The 20,656-nt window shown below is 44.5% G+C and carries 14 protein-coding genes; 12 read left to right on the top strand and 2 right to left on the bottom strand.

From position 1 onward, the window contains the following. Positions 1-82 precede the first annotated feature (82 nt). The 9 genes from ndk (at position 83) to der (ending at position 9,502) form a co-directional block, all read left to right on the top strand. Positions 83-508, top strand: a complete 426-nt coding sequence (ndk, locus tag R2Q26_RS04520) for a nucleoside-diphosphate kinase (protein ID WP_317535175.1) — start codon at positions 83-85, stop codon at positions 506-508. A gap of 35 nt (positions 509-543) precedes the next feature. Beyond that, positions 544-1,692, top strand: a complete 1,149-nt coding sequence (gene rlmN, locus R2Q26_RS04515; RefSeq protein ID WP_317535192.1) for a 23S rRNA (adenine(2503)-C(2))-methyltransferase RlmN — start codon at positions 544-546, stop codon at positions 1,690-1,692. Beyond that, positions 1,689-2,480, top strand: coding sequence for a type IV pilus biogenesis/stability protein PilW (gene pilW, locus R2Q26_RS04510; protein WP_317535174.1), 792 nt, complete (start codon positions 1,689-1,691; stop codon positions 2,478-2,480). Before rlmN ends, pilW begins: the two co-directional genes overlap by 4 nt. Then, positions 2,473-3,507 carry a RodZ domain-containing protein gene (locus R2Q26_RS04505; protein WP_317535173.1) on the top strand — a complete coding sequence of 345 codons (1,035 nt, stop codon included), beginning with the start codon at positions 2,473-2,475 and terminating at the stop codon, positions 3,505-3,507. Before pilW ends, R2Q26_RS04505 begins: the two co-directional genes overlap by 8 nt. Before the next feature lie 50 nt (positions 3,508-3,557). Then, complete coding sequence (gene ispG / locus R2Q26_RS04500; protein ID WP_317535172.1) at positions 3,558-4,802, top strand: flavodoxin-dependent (E)-4-hydroxy-3-methylbut-2-enyl-diphosphate synthase; 1,245 nt, start codon at positions 3,558-3,560, stop codon at positions 4,800-4,802. Continuing rightward, positions 4,795-6,057, top strand: a complete 1,263-nt coding sequence (hisS, locus tag R2Q26_RS04495) for a histidine--tRNA ligase (RefSeq protein ID WP_317535171.1) — start codon at positions 4,795-4,797, stop codon at positions 6,055-6,057. The genes ispG and hisS overlap by 8 nt, the downstream gene beginning before the upstream one ends. 29 nt (positions 6,058-6,086) lie before the next feature. Further along, on the top strand, positions 6,087-6,734 hold the full coding sequence (locus tag R2Q26_RS04490; protein WP_317535170.1) for a tetratricopeptide repeat protein: 648 nt from the start codon (positions 6,087-6,089) through the stop codon (positions 6,732-6,734). Positions 6,735-6,764: 30 nt separating this feature from the next. After that, a complete protein-coding gene (gene bamB / locus R2Q26_RS04485; protein ID WP_317535169.1) occupies positions 6,765-7,985 on the top strand; it encodes an outer membrane protein assembly factor BamB in 1,221 nt (406 codons plus the stop codon). A gap of 110 nt (positions 7,986-8,095) precedes the next feature. After that, positions 8,096-9,502, top strand: a complete 1,407-nt coding sequence (gene der / locus R2Q26_RS04480; RefSeq protein WP_317535168.1) for a ribosome biogenesis GTPase Der — start codon at positions 8,096-8,098, stop codon at positions 9,500-9,502. Between the two features lie 35 nt (positions 9,503-9,537). Here the strand turns inward: der and R2Q26_RS04475 are convergent, their stop codons facing one another. Continuing rightward, positions 9,538-12,978, bottom strand: a complete 3,441-nt coding sequence (locus R2Q26_RS04475; RefSeq protein ID WP_317535167.1) for an acyl-[ACP]--phospholipid O-acyltransferase — start codon at positions 12,976-12,978, stop codon at positions 9,538-9,540. Between the two features lie 485 nt (positions 12,979-13,463). On the opposite strand from R2Q26_RS04475, the gene R2Q26_RS04470 reads away from it, so the two are divergent. The 3 genes from R2Q26_RS04470 to R2Q26_RS04460 all read left to right on the top strand — a co-directional run bounded on the left by R2Q26_RS04470 (position 13,464) and on the right by R2Q26_RS04460 (position 19,122). Further along, a complete protein-coding gene (locus R2Q26_RS04470; RefSeq protein WP_317535191.1) occupies positions 13,464-16,259 on the top strand; it encodes a ribonucleoside-diphosphate reductase subunit alpha in 2,796 nt (931 codons plus the stop codon). 46 nt (positions 16,260-16,305) lie between these two features. Further along, positions 16,306-17,484, top strand: coding sequence for a ribonucleotide-diphosphate reductase subunit beta (locus R2Q26_RS04465; protein ID WP_317535166.1), 1,179 nt, complete (start codon positions 16,306-16,308; stop codon positions 17,482-17,484). Between the two features lie 246 nt (positions 17,485-17,730). After that, positions 17,731-19,122 (top strand): transglycosylase SLT domain-containing protein, encoded by a 1,392-nt coding sequence (locus R2Q26_RS04460; RefSeq protein ID WP_317535165.1) that lies wholly within the window; start codon positions 17,731-17,733, stop codon positions 19,120-19,122. Between the two features lie 12 nt (positions 19,123-19,134). Here R2Q26_RS04460 and R2Q26_RS04455 read toward each other — a convergent pair whose 3' ends face one another. Beyond that, positions 19,135-20,598, bottom strand: a complete 1,464-nt coding sequence (locus R2Q26_RS04455) for a leucyl aminopeptidase family protein (RefSeq protein ID WP_317535164.1) — start codon at positions 20,596-20,598, stop codon at positions 19,135-19,137. Positions 20,599-20,656 lie beyond the last annotated feature (58 nt).

The following is a 20,656-nucleotide window of genomic DNA, read 5'->3' as shown; positions in this document are numbered from 1 at the left end:
TAAGCGCTCTTTTTCAGAATCTGTATATATTTTTTGTTAGAATAACCCTTTATTTTGATCTATTAATTTTGTGGGGTGTTGAATGGCTGTCGAAAGAACGTTGTCGATTATTAAACCGGACGCAGTAGCAAAGAATGTTATTGGCCAGATTTATTCGAGATTTGAACAGGCGGGGTTAAAAATTATAGCTGCACGTATGACACGTTTGTCCAGAATGGAAGCTGAAACTTTCTATGCAATTCATCGTGGGCGTCCTTTTTTTAATGATCTGGTGGAATTTATGACTTCTGGACCTGTCATGGTTCAGGTACTGGAAGGAGAAAACGCTATCAGCAAGAATCGAGAATTGATGGGAGCAACAGATCCCCAAAAAGCTGAGAAAGGGACTATCCGTGCTGATTTCGCAGAAAATATCGATGCGAATGCAGTACATGGCTCGGATGCAGCCGAGACGGCGGCAGTGGAAATTGCCTGCTTTTTCCCTACATTAGATATTTATTCACGCTAAAAATAGTTTGCAGCGATGGTTGCTTGCGTATGAATATGGCTATTAATTTACTTGATTTGGATTCAGCTGGTCTCACGCGTTTCTGCATAGATATTGGAGAAAAACCATATCGTGCGAAACAATTGCTGCGCTGGATACATCAACTAGGCATGTCAGATTTTTCTGAAATGAGTGATCTGGCAAAAGCATTCCGGGAGAAACTCGCTGCTCTCGCCATTATTCAATCGCCTGAGGTTATTAGTGACCATATTGCTGCAGATGGTACTCGTAAATGGTTGTTGTCAACGGGTGCTGGAAATGCTGTGGAGATGGTTTTCATTCCTGAAGTTAATCGTGGCACACTGTGCATTTCCAGTCAGGTGGGGTGCGCCCTCGCATGCAGTTTCTGTTCAACGGGCAGGCAGGGGTTTAATCGTAATTTGACAGTTGCAGAAATCATTGGTCAGTTGTGGTGGGCAAACAAGATGCTCAAAACTGAAAAAGCTCATGAAGCTTGTTTTGTCTCAGAAAGTTCTATCCATGGTAGGGCGCACGATCAGAAAAAAGATGCTGGCCGGGCCATCAGCAATGTCGTGCTGATGGGTATGGGTGAGCCGTTGGCTAATTTTGAGAATGTCGTAACTGCGCTGGACTTGATGCTGGATGATAACACTTATGGCTTATCCAGGCGAAAAGTAACTGTCAGTACTTCCGGCCTGGTGCCTGCGATGGATCGGTTGCGCGAGCGCTGCCCCGTTGCGTTGGCAGTTTCTTTGCATGCACCGAATGATCCCTTGCGCGATCAGTTAGTACCGATTAATAAGAAATATCCAATCAAAATGTTGTTGGCTGCATGTGAGCGTTATCTCCAAGCTGCGCCTAGAGATTTCATTACATTCGAATATGTCATGCTTGACGGTGTAAATGACAGTATTGAACATGCTCATGAGTTAGTGCAACTGGTGAAAAAAATTCCTTGTAAATTGAATTTAATTCCGTTTAATTCATTTATTGGATCAGGTTATAAGCGCTCCTCATTAGAAACGATACGAATTTTTCGTGATGTGTTGATGCAAGCAGGGATCGTTACGACAGTGCGTAAAACACGAGGTGACGATATCGATGCAGCTTGCGGTCAATTGGCTGGTCAGGTGCTGGATAAAACCCGACGAGCAAGTCGCAGTATCACGAAGGTAGCTGGATGAAAAAGGCGCTGGCCGGTTTACTAGGAATGTTTGTTGGGGTGGTCACAGGATGTACTCAGCTATCTGTTAAAGAGATGGGGCAGGCTTCAGAAGAAACAAGAAAGAGAGCTCAACAAAGCGCAAAAATTCATACAGAACTCGCTGGGCAATATTACAATCGTAATCAGTATAGAGTAGCCATAGAGGAAGCTGAAATTGCATTGCGAGCAAACCCGGATTATGCACCTGCTTATAATGTACTTGGGTTGGTGTATATGAATTTGCGCGAAAATGGACGTGCGCGCTGGAATTTTGAGCGTGCACTTAAAATAGCTCCGAGCGATTCTGACGTACACAATAATTTTGGTTGGTTTCTTTGCCAGCGCCATCCTGAAGAGATGGATTTGGCAGTGGATCATTTTATGAGTGCAATAAGAAATCCACTTTACGAAATGCCTGAAAAAACATATTCGAATGCAGGAATTTGTGTGCTTAAACGTGATGAATTTGCACAAGCTAAAGCGTTCTTTCAAAAAGCCCTGGTAATTCGTCCCAACTATCCACTGGCAGTCCTTGGGTTAATCGAGATTGATTTCAAGCGTGGTGATCTCAAAACAGCTAAATCAAACATTATTTCCTATATGCAAACTTATCCACTTACGTCGGAAAGTTTATGGTTGGCCATTCAAATTGAACATGCAATTGGAGATCATCAGGCTGAGGCGAGTTATGCTTTTCAGTTACAAAGGCGTTTTCCTGATTCCAATGAGGCGATAGCCCTGCGGGAAGGCAGATTAAATCATGAATAATAGTGATGAAGAGAAGCAAAAAGTATTTGATACTAGCCTAGAAGAGGTCATTTCTTCTGATGGCGGTATTCGCCAAAGTATACCCGCTCAGCTTGATGCTCGTGAAAGTGGGATAGATGCGCCTAATAAGAAGTTTGCTGATCACGGAACAAATTCAGGAGAAAAGTTTAATACAGTAACTGGATGCGGGCAGTTATTACGCGTTGAAAGACTAAAACGCGGTTTGAGTGTGGGGGAGGTGGCGAGGCGATTACGATTGTCAGTGCAACAAATCAATGCGATAGAGGAAGAAGATTATAGTAAATTTCCTTCCAGCACATTTCTTCGGGGTTTCATTCGAAATTATGGTAACTTGCTCCAACTTGATACGAATTCGTTGCTTCGTTTATTAACTCAATCTACTCCAGCACTTGCTCATCAAGGTTCTGCAAAGCAGGTAAAAACGATTCCACTGATTCCGTCGAAGCGAGATGGCGGGGGGCGTGGTATATTGTTTTTGACTGTGGTCTTAATTCTGGCTTTGCTAGGTTACGGCGTATATCAGGGTGGAGATTGGGGTCAGAAGGCAGCCATAAAGAATAGTATTGATGCATCTGCTTCATCTGATTCACAAGCTGAAAATGGTCAGATCACAAGGGAATTATTGCTGCCGCAGACACCTTCAACTCCTTCACGCAGTGTAGATACGTTAGAACCCCCAGGGAAGAGATCCTCAGAAATTGGGCTTGCTCCAGTCACGCCTCCTGTGGCTGAGCCTGTTGTGACTGAGGCTGTGGAGAGTAACGAAAAAACACTGCATTTTATTTTTTCCAAAGAGTCATGGGTTGAAATAAGAGACAGCAATAAAAAAGTTATCTTTGTCAAAATGAATGCCAAAGGTACGGAGCAAGTGATAAAAGGGATACCTCCTCTTTATTTGGTGATTGGTAATGCTACTGGCGTTAATCTTACGTACAATAGCAGGTTAATTGATCTAGCTCCTTATACACGAAAAGGCGATAATGTGGCTCGCTTTTCACTGGAATAGTCTCTTATTTTGTTCATCAAATTTTTAGTTCTTTTTCAGGTTTTATAGAAATGTCTCAAAACAATATTTCTTCACCACGACGCAGAAGTATCGGTGTACGCGTAGGTACCGTTACGATTGGCGGTGATGCACCTGTCATTGTGCAATCGATGACTAATACTGACACAGCGGATGAAGTGGCTACTGCCATACAGGTTGCCCAATTGGCCCGTGCCGGTTCAGAGCTGGTACGGATTACAGTCAATACAGCGGAAGCAGCCAAAGCTGTACCAGCGATTCGTGCAAGATTGGACGATATGGGCTGTCATGTGCCATTGGTGGGTGATTTTCATTTTAATGGTCACAAATTATTGACAGCTTATCCGGATTGTGCCAAAGCATTAGACAAATATCGCATCAATCCGGGCAATGTAGGTCATGGCAAGAAGCGTGATGAGCAGTTTGCTACGCTGATCGAGACAGCTTGTAAATATGATAAGCCTGTACGAATTGGCGTAAATTGGGGCAGCTTGGATCCCGAAATGCTGGCACGCATCATGGATGAAAATGCCAAATCGGCTGAACCGATGGATGCTGGTCAAGTGATGCGTAAGGCCCTTATTACTTCTGCGTTGGAGAGCGCGGCTAAAGCGGAAGAGCTTGGACTTCCTCGAGATCACATCGTATTGTCTTGCAAGGTAAGCGGTGTACAAGATTTGATAGGAGTCTATCGCGAGCTGGCGGCCCAATGTGATTATGCGTTGCACTTGGGGCTGACAGAAGCGGGAATGGGATCAAAGGGGATCGTTGCATCGACTGCGGCATTGTCAGTACTGTTGTTTGAAGGTATAGGCGATACTATACGGATATCCCTGACTCCTGAGCCTGGAGGAGATCGTGCACGTGAAGTTATCGTGGCGCAGGAAATCCTTCAGACCATGGGTTTGCGGGCATTTGTTCCACTTGTGGCAGCATGCCCAGGCTGCGGGCGAACGACGAGTACTTATTTTCAGGAGTTAGCTGAAAGTATCCAGGCTTATGTACGAGAGCAAATGGTCAGTTGGCGTGAGCAATACGATGGAGTAGAAAACATGACGCTCGCGGTGATGGGGTGTGTGGTCAATGGCCCGGGAGAGAGCAAGCACGCCAATATAGGTATTAGCTTACCTGGCTCAGGAGAAAATCCAGTGGCACCCGTTTTTGTGGATGGACAAAAAACGGTTACTCTGAAAGGAGATAACATCGCAGGTGAGTTTCGTCGCATCGTTGATGAATATGTGCGCACCAAATACCCAAAAAAATCAATTCATGTCTAATATGATTCAGGCTATTCGGGGGATGAACGATATCCTGCCGGAGGAAACGCATCGTTGGGAGTTTTTCGAGGATACCGTACGCGCTTGGCTGGCAAGCTATGGTTACCGTAATATTCGTACTCCCATCGTTGAACAAACTGATTTATTCATACGTTCGATTGGTGCAGTGACTGATATTGTCGAAAAAGAGATGTACACGTTTGAGGACCATCTTAATGGAGACAGCCTGACATTGCGGCCAGAAGGAACTGCTGCCTGTGTGCGGGCGGTGCTTGAGCATAATCTGCTTTATGCAGGACCACAGAGATTGTATTACTATGGGCCGATGTTTCGTCATGAACGCCCACAAAAAGGGCGTTACCGGCAATTTCATCAAGTTGGCGTAGAGGCACTTGGCTATTCAGACGCTGATATTGATGCAGAGCTGATTATTATGGGTGCACGACTTTGGCGTCAGTTGGGTATTTCAGGTGTACGTCTGGAAATTAGTACGCTTGGAAGTACCGAATCGCGTGCCATTTATCGATCGAGGCTTATTAAGTATTTTGAGCGGCATCAGGATGATCTGGATGAAGATGCTCGCAGGCGCTTGCATAGCAATCCACTACGCATTCTCGATAGTAAAAATCCGCTTATGCGTGAAATTCTGGCTGGAGCACCCCGGTTATTGGATGATCTGGATGAGGATTCACTTCAACATTTTGAAGCGTTGCAACACCTGTTACATGAGCAAGGTATTGATTTTGAGATAAATCCCCGCCTGGTGAGGGGATTGGACTATTACAATCGTACTGTATTCGAGTGGGTAACCGATAAGCTGGGCGCCCAAGGGACAATATGCGCCGGAGGGCGTTATGATGGCCTAATCGCGCAAATGGGTGGTAAGCCAGCACCTGCCTGTGGGTTTGCAATGGGGATTGAACGAATTCTTACTTTGATGAGCGAAAGTGAAATTGAAATTCCAAGCCCCACTGTAGATATTTATGTTGTTCATCAGGGAGAGATCGCAGCGGGTTTTGCCTGGAAAGCAGCAGAATGGTTTCGGAATGAAGGATTAAATGCCATTTTGCATTGCAGTGGTGGGAGTTTCAAATCACAAATGAAAAAGGCAGATGTCAGTGGTGCTCGTTTTGCCGTCATTATTGGTGATGATGAAGCAGAAGAAGGTGAAGTGAGTATCAAACCATTGCGTGAGGCAGCTGAGCAGGTGAGAGTGGGGTTGGTGGAAGCTGGTCCGCTACTCAAACGAATTTAATCGTTAATTATCTAGACAGACAAAGAAAAATGGCAGCTTATAATCTGGAAGAACAGGAAAAAATAGATGGGCTAAAATCTTGGTGGGCGACGCATGGTAACACAGTGATTATCATGGTGACGACCGTTATTGCCGCGATAGTCGGGACGCAGGCATGGAACTATTATCAAAAACAGCAAGCGCAGCAGGCTGCTGATTTATTTGTTGTCTTACAACAGCAAGTTGAGAAGGGTAGTGATCCTGGAAAGATTAATGACGCCGCACATTTGTTGACAGAAGGCTTTCCTGCCAGCGGGTATGCTTCACGCGCAGCACTCATTGCTGCGCAGGTAAATGTAAATGCTGGTGATAGTCAAACAGCTAAAAGTAAACTGCAATGGGTTCTCGATATGAGTAAGGAACCAGAGCTAAAGGATATTGCGCGCTTGCGCCTAGCTGGCATCTTGTTGGATGAGAAAAAATATGAAGAGGCTTTGAGTTTGCTGAATGCTCAGCATGGGAAATCTTTTGATGGGCTTTATGCTGATTTGAAAGGGGATATCCTGACTGCGTCTGGGAAAATAACAGAAGCACGCATTGCTTATCAACAAGCAATCGATAAATTGAGTGGTGGGAGAAGCGTCTATCAGAACATTGTTCAGATGAAGCTGGATGCTTTGAGAGAGAACAAGCAGTAAGTATTCGTCAATTTGCGTGTGGAGTATCTTTTGTTGCTTAGAGCAGGCACTTCTTTTTTACGACGCTTCGTATTATTTGCAGTATTGGTCTTACTGACTGGATGCGCAAGTATGGGTGATTTGGGTATCGGTAATATTGGTGATCTGGGTATCAGTAATTTGGTTGATCTACTGAGTAATAAAGATGAAAACGAAGTCGATAAGGAAGAAATTGCAGCATTAAAAGCAGCGCCTGAGATACCGCTATTATGGAAGCACGGTCTGAATAAGAGCAAGATAGCGGTATTTTCTCCCATTTATGAGAATGGTGCAGTCTATGCCGCTGATGCAAAAGGATCCCTGGTTCGCCTTGATCCTGCTAATGGAAAAGAGACTTTGCAGATAGAGACTGAGCATAAATTGTCAGGGGGAGTGGGTGCTGGTCAGGGAACAATTCTGGTTGGAACGTTTAATGGCGAGGTGCTTGCGTTTGACGAAATAGGTCATGAGCGCTGGAAAACGCGTGTGACCAGTGAAGTATTAAGTCAACCACAGATCGATAGCGGTGTGGTCATTGTACGAAGCGCAGATGGTAGGATTTTTGGATTAGATGCTATTGATGGTAGTCGCAAATGGATTTATCAAGGACCTACTCCTGCGTTGACGATGAGAAATTTTGCCGGTGTATTAATTTCTCGCGGAGCTATATTTGCTGGATTAACCGGCGGCAAACTAGTGGCAATGAGTTTGTTGAATGGTAATGTAGGCTGGGAGGCGACTGTTTCGCAACCACGAGGGGTAACAGAGCTGGAACGTATGACGGATATCACTGGTCTACCTGTTATTGATGATCAACAAGTTTGTGCTGTGGCCTATCATGGTCGTATCGGTTGCTTTGAAATCAAAGATGGTAATCAGATTTGGGCGAGAGACGCTTCTAGCAATGCTGGCCTTACCATGGATAACAATAATGTCTATGTCAGTGAAGATAGTGGTGCGGTCGTGGCTTATGATAAAAGAAGTGGAGCCATGATGTGGAAGCAGGCTAAACTGGGTAGCCGTAAATTATCTGCACCCTTGCTTGTTCGTGGTGCGCTCTTGGCAGTAGGTGATGCTGAAGGTAATGTCTCTTTACTTAGGCGCCATGACGGTAGCTTGGCTGCACGAGCTTCCACGGATGGCGGCGCGATTTTGAGCCGTCCGGAATATATTCCTGATGGTTTTGTTGTGCAAACTTCAAACGGCGGGATTTATGCTTTTGCTGTGCAGTAACGGTTGTTCATAATACATTTTTTATACTTTCCACAATAAATTTCAAAATGCTTTCTCCCACAGTGGGTGAAAGCATACATCTTTTCAGTCATTATCATTTCCTGCAATCAATGAAACCTACGCTTGTGCTGGTTGGGCGTCCCAATGTTGGTAAATCAACACTCTTTAATCGTCTCACACGGAGCCGTGATGCCATCGTGGCAGATATTCCAGGATTGACGCGTGATCGACATTATGGTCACGGCAAGATAGGCGATAAACCTTATATTGTCGTGGATACGGGTGGTTTTGAACCTGTTGTGAAGTCGGGTGTTTTGCATGCGATGGCCAGGCAGACACTCCAGGCAGTGGATGAGGCGGATGTTGTTTTATTTGTGGTTGATGGGCGACAAGGATTGATGCCACATGACAAAATTATTGCGGAGCACCTGCGGCAAACTGGACGCAAAATTCTGCTAGTCGTAAATAAAACTGAGGGCATGCGAACAGCCATCGTCACTTCGGAATTTTATGAGCTAGGTTTGGGAGAACCCTGTGCGATTTCAGCTATTCATGGCGATCATGTGGGTGAGCTCATTGAGCTGGCTTTAGCTGGCTTTTTTCCTCAGCAAGAAGAAATTGAGGAGAGAACGGAAAAATATCCCAAAATTGCTATTGTCGGACGACCCAATGTAGGCAAGTCAACACTGATCAATACGCTGCTGGGTGAAGAACGTGTCATTGCCTTTGATCAACCGGGTACGACCCGGGACAGTATTTATATTGATTTTGAGTACCATCAGCAGCATTACACTTTAATCGATACAGCAGGCTTGCGTCGTCGTGGCAAAGTATTCGAGACGATAGAGAAATTTTCAGTCATCAAAACGCTGCAAGCAATTGAGGATGCAAATGTGGTGGTTCTGGTTCTTGATGCAAGAAATGATATTTCTGATCAGGATGCGCATATTGCTGGATTTATCCTGGAAACGGGAAGAGCATTGGTCATCGCTATTAACAAGTGGGATGGTCTGGATGAGTATCAACGAGATGCTGTCAAGCAAGAGATTGCACGAAGGTTTGCGTTTCTTGATTATGCTAAATATCACTATATCTCTGCGTTACATGGAAGTGGCATAAGAGGACTGTTTCCATCGATTGATGCCGCTTATGCCGCCGCAATGGCTGATCTGCCAACACCTAAGCTGACACGCGCTTTACTGGCGGCTGTAGCAAAACAATCGCCTCCTCGGGGAGGGATGTCTCGTCCCAAATTGCGCTATGCTCATCAAGGAGGATCCAACCCTCCCTTGATCATTGTTCATGGCAGCATGCTGGATCATGTGCCAGAAACTTATCGCCGTTACCTGGAAAATACGTTTCGTGCAACTTTCCGGCTAGAAGGTACGCCGTTACGAATAGAATTTAGGACGGGCTACAATCCTTACGCTAATAAAAAACCTGCACCACTGACTGAAGAAGAAGCCAGGCGAGCACATAACCGGCGACGCCGCAACAGAAAAAAATATGGTCGATGAGATTGATTTGTATTAGAAAGATCGGAATGTATGAATCAAAGGCCAGTCGTTTGTTTCAGAGTCCAATCACGCAGTGTGACATAATCTGTTTTTCCAGTGCCTAGGAGAGGCATTTCATCAACAGTTAAAATAGTTTTGGGAATATTCAACTCTCCAATGCCCTGTTTTTGGACATAGTCAATCAGTTCGTTTCGGTTGGCAGAGGGATTGGTGGTAATGAGGACCAACTGCTCACCTTTTTTGGCATCGGGAATCTGCACAACGGCATGGGTATAAGCAGGCCATAGTTTATGGACGTATTCTTCTACCGCAGTCAAGGAAACCATTTCACCGCCGATTTTGGCAAAGCGCTTGGCACGACCTTTAATAAAGAGATAGCCTTCCTCATCCATTTCGACGATGTCACCTGTGTCATACCAGCCGTTAACTGGTGGCATAACCTGCCCAGGTGAATCGATCAGGTAATAGCCTTTCATGACATTAGGACCGGAAATCAGTAACTTACCGCCATTTTCAATACCAGGAATTTTTTCCAATTGATAGCTAACGCCCGGCATCAACCGGCCTACCGATCCTGGCCGATGGTGCATAGGAGTATTGATACTCAAGATGGGCGCCGTTTCGGTTGCACCATACCCTTCGAGAATGCGGATACCAAAATTTTCTAACCATGTACTGCGCGTGCTTTTCCTTAATTTTTCTGCACCTGCGAATACATATCGGAGACTGCAAAAATCATAAGGATTAGCATAATGTGCATAACCAGCCAGGAAGGTATCAGTACCAAATAGAAGAGTGGCATTGGTATCGTACACCAATTCAGGAATAGCTCGATAATGCAGCGGCGAGGGATAAAAAAATGTTTTTATTCCGGATAAAACAGGTAACAGCATACCGCCTGTCAGACCAAAGGAATGAAAAATCGGCAAAGCACTGAATACACTATCCGTTGGGGCAAAATCAATAACGGATGACACCTGAAAGCGGTTAGCTTGTAAATTGATGTGACTGAGCACTACGCCTTTAGGCGCGCCTTCAGAGCCAGAAGTAAATAGTACTACCGCAGGCGCAGCGGCATCGTGTGCGGGGTTAGTAAAGTGATAAGAAAGCCGCGGAATCCTCCCGGCTAACAATCCTGTCAACTTGTTCCACCAGTGAAGGCGTTTGCGGATATCTTCCAGATAAAGTATCGTGACATGTTGCGCTTGTAATCCATCGATCATTTCAGTGAGTTTTCCAGCTTCGATGAATTGCCTGGAAGTGAGGACTGATTTGATTTGTGCTAGCTGACACGCCTCCATCAGATTTTTTTTGCTGACGGAGAAATTTAACATGGCGGGGATGCGACCAAAAGCTTGTAAGGCAAAAAAACTGATCAGTGTACTGGTCATATTAGGCAATAATATCCCTACATTTTCTCCTGCTCGGGTAAGCTTGCGCAGATCGTTTCCCAGAATAAAACTGCCGGTGATCAATTGAGCGTAACTTATTGGTCTGCGTTCAGTATCTTCAGCAATGATATGTTTTTTGCCATGAGTGGCGGTTGCATCCAATAGGGACTGAAATAAGGTTTGCTTGAGCTCATTGCTTTGAAGCATCATACTTGTCATGATGTCGTAGAGCTTGATCGCAGCAAGACGTTTTCGTTGCTTTCCCTGGATTTGCGATGGAAGATCAAATGATTCAGGCGGCATGCAGGTAAGAGTAATTTTGGGAAACCACCGAATCCGGATTTTGCCTTTCAGTCGGGAGAACGGAGTGTATTGCGCACCTGAAATACTGATCGGGAGAAGCAGTGCACCTGATTTGTCGGCAATGATGACGAGGTCTTCACATACTTTCATGAGTAATCCGGTTAGTGTTAGTCTGCCTTCAGGAAAAATGACAACTTTCTGACCACTTCTTACTTTATCAATCAATAACTGAGTAGAGTTCGGATTAGCAGGATCAATTGTGATAGTGTCAGCCAGAAATAAAAATGGCCTGATCCACCAACGCCGTACTATGTGCGTATTGATGGCAAAACACAGTTGCTCGGGGAGGCTAATGCTTAGCAGAAGAGCATCCAGGAAAGAGAGATGATTGGCAATGATGATCGTTTTTTTTTCCGCTTTTTGGTAGTTTTCCAGCCCTTTGACTTCCAGGTGGTAGCAAGTATGAAAAACCCACTGCAGAATGGATCTGATCAAAGTTTGCGGCAATAGACTGGAAAGGTAGATCGTCATAATAAGACCACTCAGAATCGCGATGGTAAGAAAAACTTCTGTTACAGTGAAATCGCTAGTCTGCATCAAACTGAGAGCCATGGCTGATGCCACTATGAATAATGCATTCATGATGTTATTGCCAGCAATGATACGGGAGCGATGAGACGCTTCTGAGCAGCGCTGAACAAGAGCATAAAGTGGAACAACATAGATGCCACCACAAATGGCAATAGCCAGCAGATCCAGCAAAATACGCCAATGTGCAAATGAAGCCAGAAAGGCGATTGCGCCGATCAGTTCACCTTCTGCTGCTGGCAGGATGCTTTTGCTGGCAAAAAACAGGTCTACTGTAAAAATGGTCATGCCCAGAATAGCCAGCGGAGTATAGATCGCCGCAATTTCACTTTTTAGCAACTTATTGCAAAGTAGTGAGCCGAGGCCGATGCCAATGGAAAAAAATACCAGCAACAAAGTGGTAACTTGTTCATTGCCACCCATAGTCTCTTTCGCAAAAAGGGGGAGCTGAGATAAAAAGGCTGTCCCAAACAGCCAGAACCATGAGATACCCAGTATGGAGCGGAATACGACCGTATTCTGACCTATATGTTGAAGGAGGATGTGAGTCTCATTCAATAAGTTGTGACCAACTTTAATTTGGGGTGATGCTGGAAGGGTTGATGGAATAAATAGGCTAAATAACCAACCAGCAAGCGCAGTGATGATGATCAATGCTGCCATGATGGTAATGCCATTCTCAGCCAGAATGAGCAGACCCCCTAGCATTGTGCCAAGTAATAAAGATAAAAACGTGCCTGCTTCAATGAGAGCATTACCGCCAATCAATTCATTATCTTTGAGGTGATCTGGCAGAATGCCATATTTGAGTGGTCCAAAAAATGCTGACTGGGCTCCCGTTAAAAAAAGGATGCCCAGCATAAAAACTACATTTCCTAGAAAGAAGCCGGCTGCTGCACTACTCATTAGCAGGATTTCTATGAATTTGATGATTCTGATCAGCTTTGCTTTGTCCCACTTGTCTGCAAGCTGACCGGCAGTAGCAGAAAAAAGAAAAAAAGGCAGGATGAAGATGCCGGCTGCAAGAGCTACCATGATTTGTGGGCTAAAGCCAGCATTATCCATCGTTGTATAAGTAATCAGGATGATTAGCGCATTTTTGCAAACATTCTCATTCAATGCGCCCAGAAACTGGGTGAGAAAAAGAGGCAGAAAGCGTCTGGTGGTAAGCAGGTGCCATTGATTCTGGTGCATAGAAATACGCCTGTTAATAATGAGGGAGATTAATCGATCGTAGTTTCTCACAACATTATCTGTCTTGAAACTTAGGAAAAAGTAGGCGTGTTTGTGGTTAAAACACCTATTTTTGACTTAAACCTAAAAGCGGTTTTCAGGTTAAAAGATAATTTGTAATAACCTACTTTGGTAATAGAGTGCTATTTTTTTGTTTCGGTTTTATCTCTATTTCAAACTTTTTAATTTTTATTTTTTATCAATCTGTTAATTGATCAGAATGTTCCATTTTCTCAAATAATTTACAAATTTATTGACCTAGTACAATAGGTCAGCCATAATCTACCGCTTGCTACAACAGGTAGTATAGTAAGGGCAACGAAGCTGCCCTTATTGCCCTTATCCTTAACTAACAACAAAAAATAAAAGAGTGACCAGTGCTTACAGCCGACAGTGAAAATTTAAGCCCAGCGCTGCAAAAGGATTTTTCTGAGATTCCCTCAGCGATGGGTTTGCTGCAATACGCACAATACAAAGTGATTCGCCGTAATGGTGCGGTGGTTGCTTTTGAGCCGAGCAAGATTTCTGTTGCCATGACCAAAGCTTTTATCGCGGTGGAAGGCGGGCAGGGGGCTGCGTCTGCGCGGGTGCGTGAGGTGGTGGCACGGTTGACTCAGGATGTAGTGGGTGCGCTGACACGACGCCAGCCTGAAGGGGGCACGTTTCATATCGAGGATATTCAAGATCAAGTTGAGCTGGCGCTGATGCGTTCGGGCGAACATGATGTGGCGCGCTCTTATGTGCTGTATCGTGAGGAGCGCGCGCGTGAACGGGCAAAACAGCAAGAAAAGCTGGCTGCCGAGAAACAGGCTCCAGTTTTGCATGTATTGGAAAATGGTCGCAGGATTCCTCTCGATATTGCGCGACTGACGGCGCTGGTAGAAGCAGCTTGTGCGGATCTCGGTGAGGCAGTAGATAGCACATTGATCCTTAAATCAACGCTAAGAGATTTATATGATGGCGTGCCAGCAGAAGAAGTCAGAAAGTCGCTCATTTTGTCGGCACGTTCTTTGATAGAAAAAGATCCCGCTTATAGTTACGTTACGGCGAAGTTGTTATTACACACGATCCGCTTTGAGGTGCTAGGAGAGGATGTCGCACAAAACGAGATGAAAACTCGTTACGCCGAATATTTTCCAGGCTTTATTAAACGAGGTATCGAGGCAGGATTGCTGGATGAGCGACTGGCACAATTCGATTTGGCACGTTTGGCAGAAGTGCTGGATGCAGATCGTGATTTGCAGTTTGGCTATCTGGGTTTGCAGACGCTGTATGATCGCTATTTTTTGCATGTCAATGAAAAGCGTATCGAGCTGCCGCAGGCTTTTTTCATGCGGGTAGCCATGGGGCTTGCACTTAATGAGATTGATCGTGAGGTGCGTGCCATCGAGTTCTATCATGTGCTATCAAAATTTGATTTCATGAGCTCGACGCCGACGTTGTTCAATTCGGGTACGTGTCGTCCGCAGCTCTCTTCGTGTTACCTGACTACCGTACCAGATAGTCTGGATAGCATTTATGAAGCCATTAAGGAAAACGCCCTGCTTTCAAAGTTTGCAGGTGGACTGGGTAATGACTGGACTCCGGTGCGGGCGATGGGGTCGCGCATCAAGGGAACCAATGGCAAATCACAAGGTGTAGTTCCTTTTCTCAAAGTAGTCTCTGATACTGCTGTGGCAGTCAATCAAGGCGGCAAACGTAAGGGGGCGGTATGCGCCTATCTGGAATGCTGGCACCTTGATGTCGAGGAGTTTTTGGAGCTTCGTAAGAACACCGGTGATGATCGCCGTCGTACGCATGATATGAATACCGCGATCTGGGTGCCCGATTTGTTCATGAAAAGGGTGATGGAAGGGAGTGACTGGACACTGTTTTCCCCTTCGGATGTGCCAGATCTCCATGACAAGTATGGCAAAGTATTTGAGCAGGCTTATCTTGCTTACGAAAAGAAAGCGATGGAGAGTGAAATTGCCTTGCATAGGAAGATCCCTGCCCAGCAATTATGGCGGAAAATGCTGACTATGCTGTTCGAGACAGGGCATCCGTGGATTACCTTTAAGGATCCATGCAATATACGCTCCCCTCAAAATCATGTCGGTGTGGTGCATAGTTCCAACCTTTGTACTGAAATCACGTTGAATACCAACGAGCAGGAAATTGCTGTCTGCAATCTGGGATCGATCAATTTACTGGCGCACATCAACGATGGCAAGCTTGATATGGATAAACTCAAGCGTACCATTAACACAGCGATGCGTATGCTTGATAATGTGATCGATATCAATTTCTATGCAGTTGCAAAAGCACGTAATGCCAATCTGAGGCATCGACCGGTTGGACTTGGCGTCATGGGATTCCAGGATTGTCTGCATAAGCTTGGCATTCCTTATTCTTCTGAAGAAGCGGTAGAGTTTGCAGACCGATCAACGGAGGCCATCGCCTATTATGCTTATTGGTCCTCCACCGAATTAGCAGAAGAGCGCGGCTGTTACGCTTCCTATCGTGGTAGTTTGTGGGATCGTGGGATTTTGCCACAGGATTCCCTTGAGCTATTGCGCGAAGAACGTGGTGATTATGTTGAGGTGGATACTTCAGCCACCCTGCAGTGGGATAAACTTCGTGCACGCATCAAGAAGCATGGCATGAGAAATTCAAATTGCCTGGCGATTGCACCTACTGCGACGATTTCCAATATCGTCGGTGTTTCAGCGAGCATCGAGCCTACATATCAGAATCTATACGTTAAATCCAATTTGTCTGGAGAGTTTACGATCGCCAATAAATGGCTGGTCAATGATCTGAAGAAAAGTGATCTTTGGGATGAAGTGATGATTGCTGATCTCAAGTATTACGATGGCGCTATTGGCAGAATAGACAGAATACCTGCAAATATCCGCAACATGTATGCTACTGCTTTCGAAATGGATCCTCGCTGGTTGGTTGAGGCGGCTGCCAGACGGCAGAAATGGATCGATCAAGCGCAATCCCTCAATATCTATATGGGGGGCGTCTCTGGCAAGAAACTCGATGAGGTTTATAAGCTTGCCTGGTTGCGAGGACTCAAGACAACCTACTATTTGCGTTCATTAGGCGCAACGACAGCAGAAAAATCTACAGTACACACCGGTGTACTTAATGCCGTACCAGCCAGTGGCGGCGTAGTTGCAGCAAGCGCTCAGCAGATAACGACGGAAATCAAATATTGTGCAATTGATGATCCTGGATGTGAATCGTGTCAATGATAATGAATGTAGCAGTACAACTATATAAAGGTAAGGAGGAAAGAAAATGTTGACATTTGATGATGAGCCACTGCAACCTGAAAGCCTCCCCAAAAAAGGCCTGTTAAGCGGAATATCCGATTCAGTTTTGTATTCCCCTGCTGCAAGCAATACAGCGACAGAACGCCATATTGATCCATCGAATGAAAATTCGATAAAGGATGACTGTCGTCGCGTCTCCGTAGAAGATAAGCGCATTATTAATTGCAAGTCAGATGTGAATCAACTGGTTCCATTCAAGTATAAATGGGCATGGGAAAAATATTTGGCGGCTTGCGCTAATCACTGGATGCCGCAGGAAATCAATATGAGTCGTGATATCGCGCTCTGGAAAGATCCTAATGGATTGACTGAAGATGAGCGCCGTCTGATCAAGCGCAATCTTGGTTTTTTTGTGACAGCCGACTCATTGGCAGCAAATAATATTGTGCTGGGCACTTATCGTCATATCACTAACCCTGAATGTCGTCAATATCTTTTGCGCCAGGCTTTCGAGGAAGCCATTCATACCCATGCCTATCAATATATCGTTGAATCACTCGGACTGAATGAAGGTGAAATTTTTAATGCGTATCATGAAATTGAATCGATTCGCGATAAGGATGAATTTTTGATTCCTTTCATCGATACATTGACGGATCCAAAATTTAAAACAGGCACATTAGAAACTGATCAGCAGTTGCTGAAAAGCTTGATTGTATTTGCCTGCATCATGGAAGGGCTGTTTTTCTATGTAGGATTCACGCAAATTCTGGCACTGGGTAGGCAGAATAAAATGACGGGTGCTGCTGAACAATATCAGTATATTTTGCGTGATGAATCCATGCATTGCAATTTTGGCATTGATGTCATCAATCAGATCAAGCTGGAAAATCCCCATCTCTGGACTAAAGCATTCCGCGAGGAAATTAGCACTTTGATGCAGAAAGCGGTAGAGCTTGAATACCGCTATGCGGAAGATACGATGCCCCGTGGTGTATTGGGATTCAATGCATCAATGTTCAAAGAATATTTGCGTTTTATTGCAAACCGTCGATGCCAACAAATTGGCCTTGATATTCTTTTCTCAGATGCAAGTAACCCATTTCCTTGGATGTCGGAAATGATTGATCTAAAGAAAGAAAAGAACTTTTTTGAGACACGCGTCATTGAATATCAGACGGGTGGTGTATTGAGCTGGGATTAGCATTGGCAGCAAATTTACTTTTATTTGCTGGATAGTTCTTTTGAAATTTAAGGCCCTATAAATTAGGGGTTCATTAACAATCTAGGAGTAAGCGCGAAAGCAATGATGTAGCACTTGTCTGCAAGACAGAGCTAACTGAGTTATTCGACAGAAATCTCAGGAAATAAGGCTCCGTATCATGCAGACATGATCAATCTGAATTTTCAGAGATATTGATCGTTTTGAAAATTAAGGATGCAATCACTCATGCTAAGAAAAAGAATCTTACCAAACCTCATATTTATACTCACGGCCAGTATAATACTGGCCTCCTTACCCATTGCGGCAGAAACACAGAAAACTTTAGCAAATAATCAAAATACTTCCACCTCTGAAATAAAGCAAGTTTCTGCCCGTTCACATAAGCATTTAGATGATTTGTGGGTACGTATACGTAGTGGGTTTACCCTCGCTGATATGCGAAGCCAGGAAGTACGACATAACGAGAATAATTTTACCCGCCATCAAAAAGATATTGATCATATCGTGGAGCAAAGCAGGCGCTATTTGTTTCATATTGTGGAAGAAGTGGAGCGACGGGGTATGCCAACTGAGATTGCACTTATTCCTATTGTGGAAAGCGCCTTTAATCCGCTAGCTTATTCTAGCCACCATGCTTCAGGTCTTTGGCAGCTTATTCCTTCTACTGGGAAAGCATTTGGTCTTGAACAAAACTGGTGGCATGATGAGCGGCGCGATGTTGTTGCTGCTACACGAGCTGCCTTGGACTATCTGCAGAAGCTTTATAAAATGTTTGGTGATTGGAGGCTGACGCTGGCCGCATACAATTGTGGGGAAGGCGTGCTAAAAAGATCCATAGATGAAAATCATAAAGGAAATGGGCGGGTTAATTTCCGTAAACTAGAGTTACCCCCTCAAACCAAAAATCAGGTTGCAAAAATTATCGCGGTAAGAAACATTATTGCTAATCCAGAAAATTTTGGTGTCAAACTTAAACCGCTTCCTAATAGACCTTATTTCGAACAAGTTGAAATTAATCAACATATTGATGTGAAGCTGGCAGCTGAGCTTGCAGATGTACCAGAAAATGAATTCACCGCACTTAATCCAGCTCATCGTAGACCTATCATCAGAATTGATGATTCACCCCGTACTCTTTTGTTGCCGGTTAATAAAGTAAAAACTTTCGTAACTAATCTCCAGAATTACGATAAGTCACTTGTTTCCTGGCGAGTTTATCGGGTAAAAAAAGCCAAAACTGTTGAAGATTTGTCAAGAAAATATGGGGTCACTGTAACCGAACTTGCAGAGATCAATGGTATTGCTGAAAATGGTATTGTAAGAAAGGGACAAATTTTATTAGTTCCTCGCAGCAAGAAGAGGGGCATAGAAAATGATTATCTGGCACAAAATAGCGAAAATGATAAGCGTAATGCTTCCTCGTTATTGGATAATCAGATTACCTATGTAGTCAGGAAAGGCGATACGTTATACGATATTGCCAGGCGCTATGGCATCGGTATAAAAGAAATCAAATCATGGAATGGCAATATTGAGCGCCTTTCCATTGGTCAGGAACTTACTCTCAGACTGATTAACTTAAATAAAATTTATTTAACTGAAAATTCTTATGAGTAAAGTTAACTCCAATTAGCTTGTAAGAAATTTTTGCAGAAAGGCTATTGACCAGGCAACGCCAAAGCCTGTGATGTCAGTTCCAACGGCACCGAGGCCACCTTTATGATTGCATGCAGAGAGATCCATATGTAGCCAGGGCACCTCATTGACGAATCGACTGAGGAAGCGGGCTGCCAGGATATGATCAAAATCGCTCTCCAGCGTGCATTGTTTGATATCAGCGATTTTGCTTTCAAGATCAGCTTCGTAATCAGTATCCATAGGAAAAGCACAAATACGCTCACCACTTGATTTTCCAACAGCCAGCGCCTTCTGGATAAGATGCTCGCGATTACTGAAGATACCACTATAACGTGATCCCAGCGCGGTATAAAGACTGCCTGTTAACGTTGCAAAATCAATAATCAAATCAGGTTCTTGTTTTTCTGCCAAAGTCAGCGTATCAGCAAGTACCAGGCGACCCTCTGCATCAGTATGGATGATTTCTATCGTGGTGCCATTTAATGCCGTAATGACATCGTTTTGCTTGTAAGCACGCGGGCTAATATGATTTTGTGCAATAGCAAGCCAGCAATCGATGTTAATGGGTAAATCTGCTCGAGTTGCCGCCAGTAACACACCTAATGCAACCGCCGAGCCGTTCATGTCCTCGTGCATACCATGCATGAAACGCGCAGGTTTTAAATTGTGGCCACCGGTATCGAAGCAAATGCCTTTCCCGACTAGCGCAATGGTTTTATTCGTTTTTTTTCCATTGCTTCGCTGTAAATGTACGATGGCAGCATCTTCGGTATCACTTCCCTGAGCTACCGCAACAAATGCGCCTGCACCAAGTTTGCGAAGTGTCGCTAGGTCATATTCTTCATATTTCCAATTTTCATTATTCGCAAGCTTTTCAATTTGCTCGCGATAAGTTTTAGGCGTTAGTTCATTAGGCGGCAGCCCAGTCAGTCCGCGCGCGAGCAAGTTTCCTTCCGCCTGAGCGCGTAACAGTAAGAAATGGTCAGGGTCTTCGTATCCACGCAAAACGATCGACTCGAGAGGTTTTCTCTCAGGCCTAAGTTTACGCACGGGTAAAACTGCACCATTGATCCAAGTGACATAGACTGCTAATTTTGCCAAGAGCTGTTTTTGATGCGCACTGCCATGAACCGATAGGTGAATCTGGGTAGGTCCTTCTTCCAATAGCAATTGCAAAGCCTTGCGAACTACGGTGTGTTGCTCAAAGATAGATTTATTAAAATCCACCATCACCCAGGTACAGAGCGTACCATTTTGCAAATTGGCACAGACGGGTATTTCATTAATCTCACATAATTGCATCTCACGTCGAAGCAGTAATGCTTTGAGCGCATATTCGCCAGGCAGACTCATTTTGCTAGGTAGTTTTTCTAGCTTGGGAAGCAGAGCTAGAATGTGCGTTGCCTTAACAGATTCATCAATCGGTAAGTTATTTTGTAAAAGTGTTGCGAGCATCAGAATTCCTGCCAGTGTAGTTAGCCGTATATTATATCTGCTATCCTAACGATATTTA

It is taken from the genome of Nitrosomonas sp. Is37 (assembly GCF_033063275.1).
Taxonomy (GTDB): Bacteria; Pseudomonadota; Gammaproteobacteria; order Burkholderiales; family Nitrosomonadaceae; genus Nitrosomonas.
The sequence above is the reverse complement of the archived record's forward strand: the minus strand, read 5'-3'. Positions and strand labels throughout refer to the sequence as shown.

Excerpts from the sequence above, each read along its gene's own strand:
- ndk (WP_317535175.1), top strand. The coding sequence starts at position 83 with ATGGCTGTCGAAAGAACGTTGTCGATTATTAAACCGGACGCAGTAGCA.
- rlmN (WP_317535192.1), top strand. The coding sequence starts at position 544 with ATGGCTATTAATTTACTTGATTTGGATTCAGCTGGTCTCACGCGTTTC.
- pilW (WP_317535174.1), top strand. The coding sequence starts at position 1,689 with ATGAAAAAGGCGCTGGCCGGTTTACTAGGAATGTTTGTTGGGGTGGTC.
- R2Q26_RS04505 (WP_317535173.1), top strand. The coding sequence starts at position 2,473 with ATGAATAATAGTGATGAAGAGAAGCAAAAAGTATTTGATACTAGCCTA.
- ispG (WP_317535172.1), top strand. The coding sequence starts at position 3,558 with ATGTCTCAAAACAATATTTCTTCACCACGACGCAGAAGTATCGGTGTA.
- hisS (WP_317535171.1), top strand. The coding sequence starts at position 4,795 with ATGTCTAATATGATTCAGGCTATTCGGGGGATGAACGATATCCTGCCG.
- R2Q26_RS04490 (WP_317535170.1), top strand. The coding sequence starts at position 6,087 with ATGGCAGCTTATAATCTGGAAGAACAGGAAAAAATAGATGGGCTAAAA.
- der (WP_317535168.1), top strand. The coding sequence starts at position 8,096 with ATGAAACCTACGCTTGTGCTGGTTGGGCGTCCCAATGTTGGTAAATCA.
- R2Q26_RS04475 (WP_317535167.1), bottom strand. The coding sequence starts at position 12,978 with ATGCACCAGAATCAATGGCACCTGCTTACCACCAGACGCTTTCTGCCT.
- R2Q26_RS04470 (WP_317535191.1), top strand. The coding sequence starts at position 13,464 with ATGGGTTTGCTGCAATACGCACAATACAAAGTGATTCGCCGTAATGGT.
- R2Q26_RS04465 (WP_317535166.1), top strand. The coding sequence starts at position 16,306 with ATGTTGACATTTGATGATGAGCCACTGCAACCTGAAAGCCTCCCCAAA.
- R2Q26_RS04460 (WP_317535165.1), top strand. The coding sequence starts at position 17,731 with ATGCTAAGAAAAAGAATCTTACCAAACCTCATATTTATACTCACGGCC.
- R2Q26_RS04455 (WP_317535164.1), bottom strand. The coding sequence starts at position 20,598 with ATGCTCGCAACACTTTTACAAAATAACTTACCGATTGATGAATCTGTT.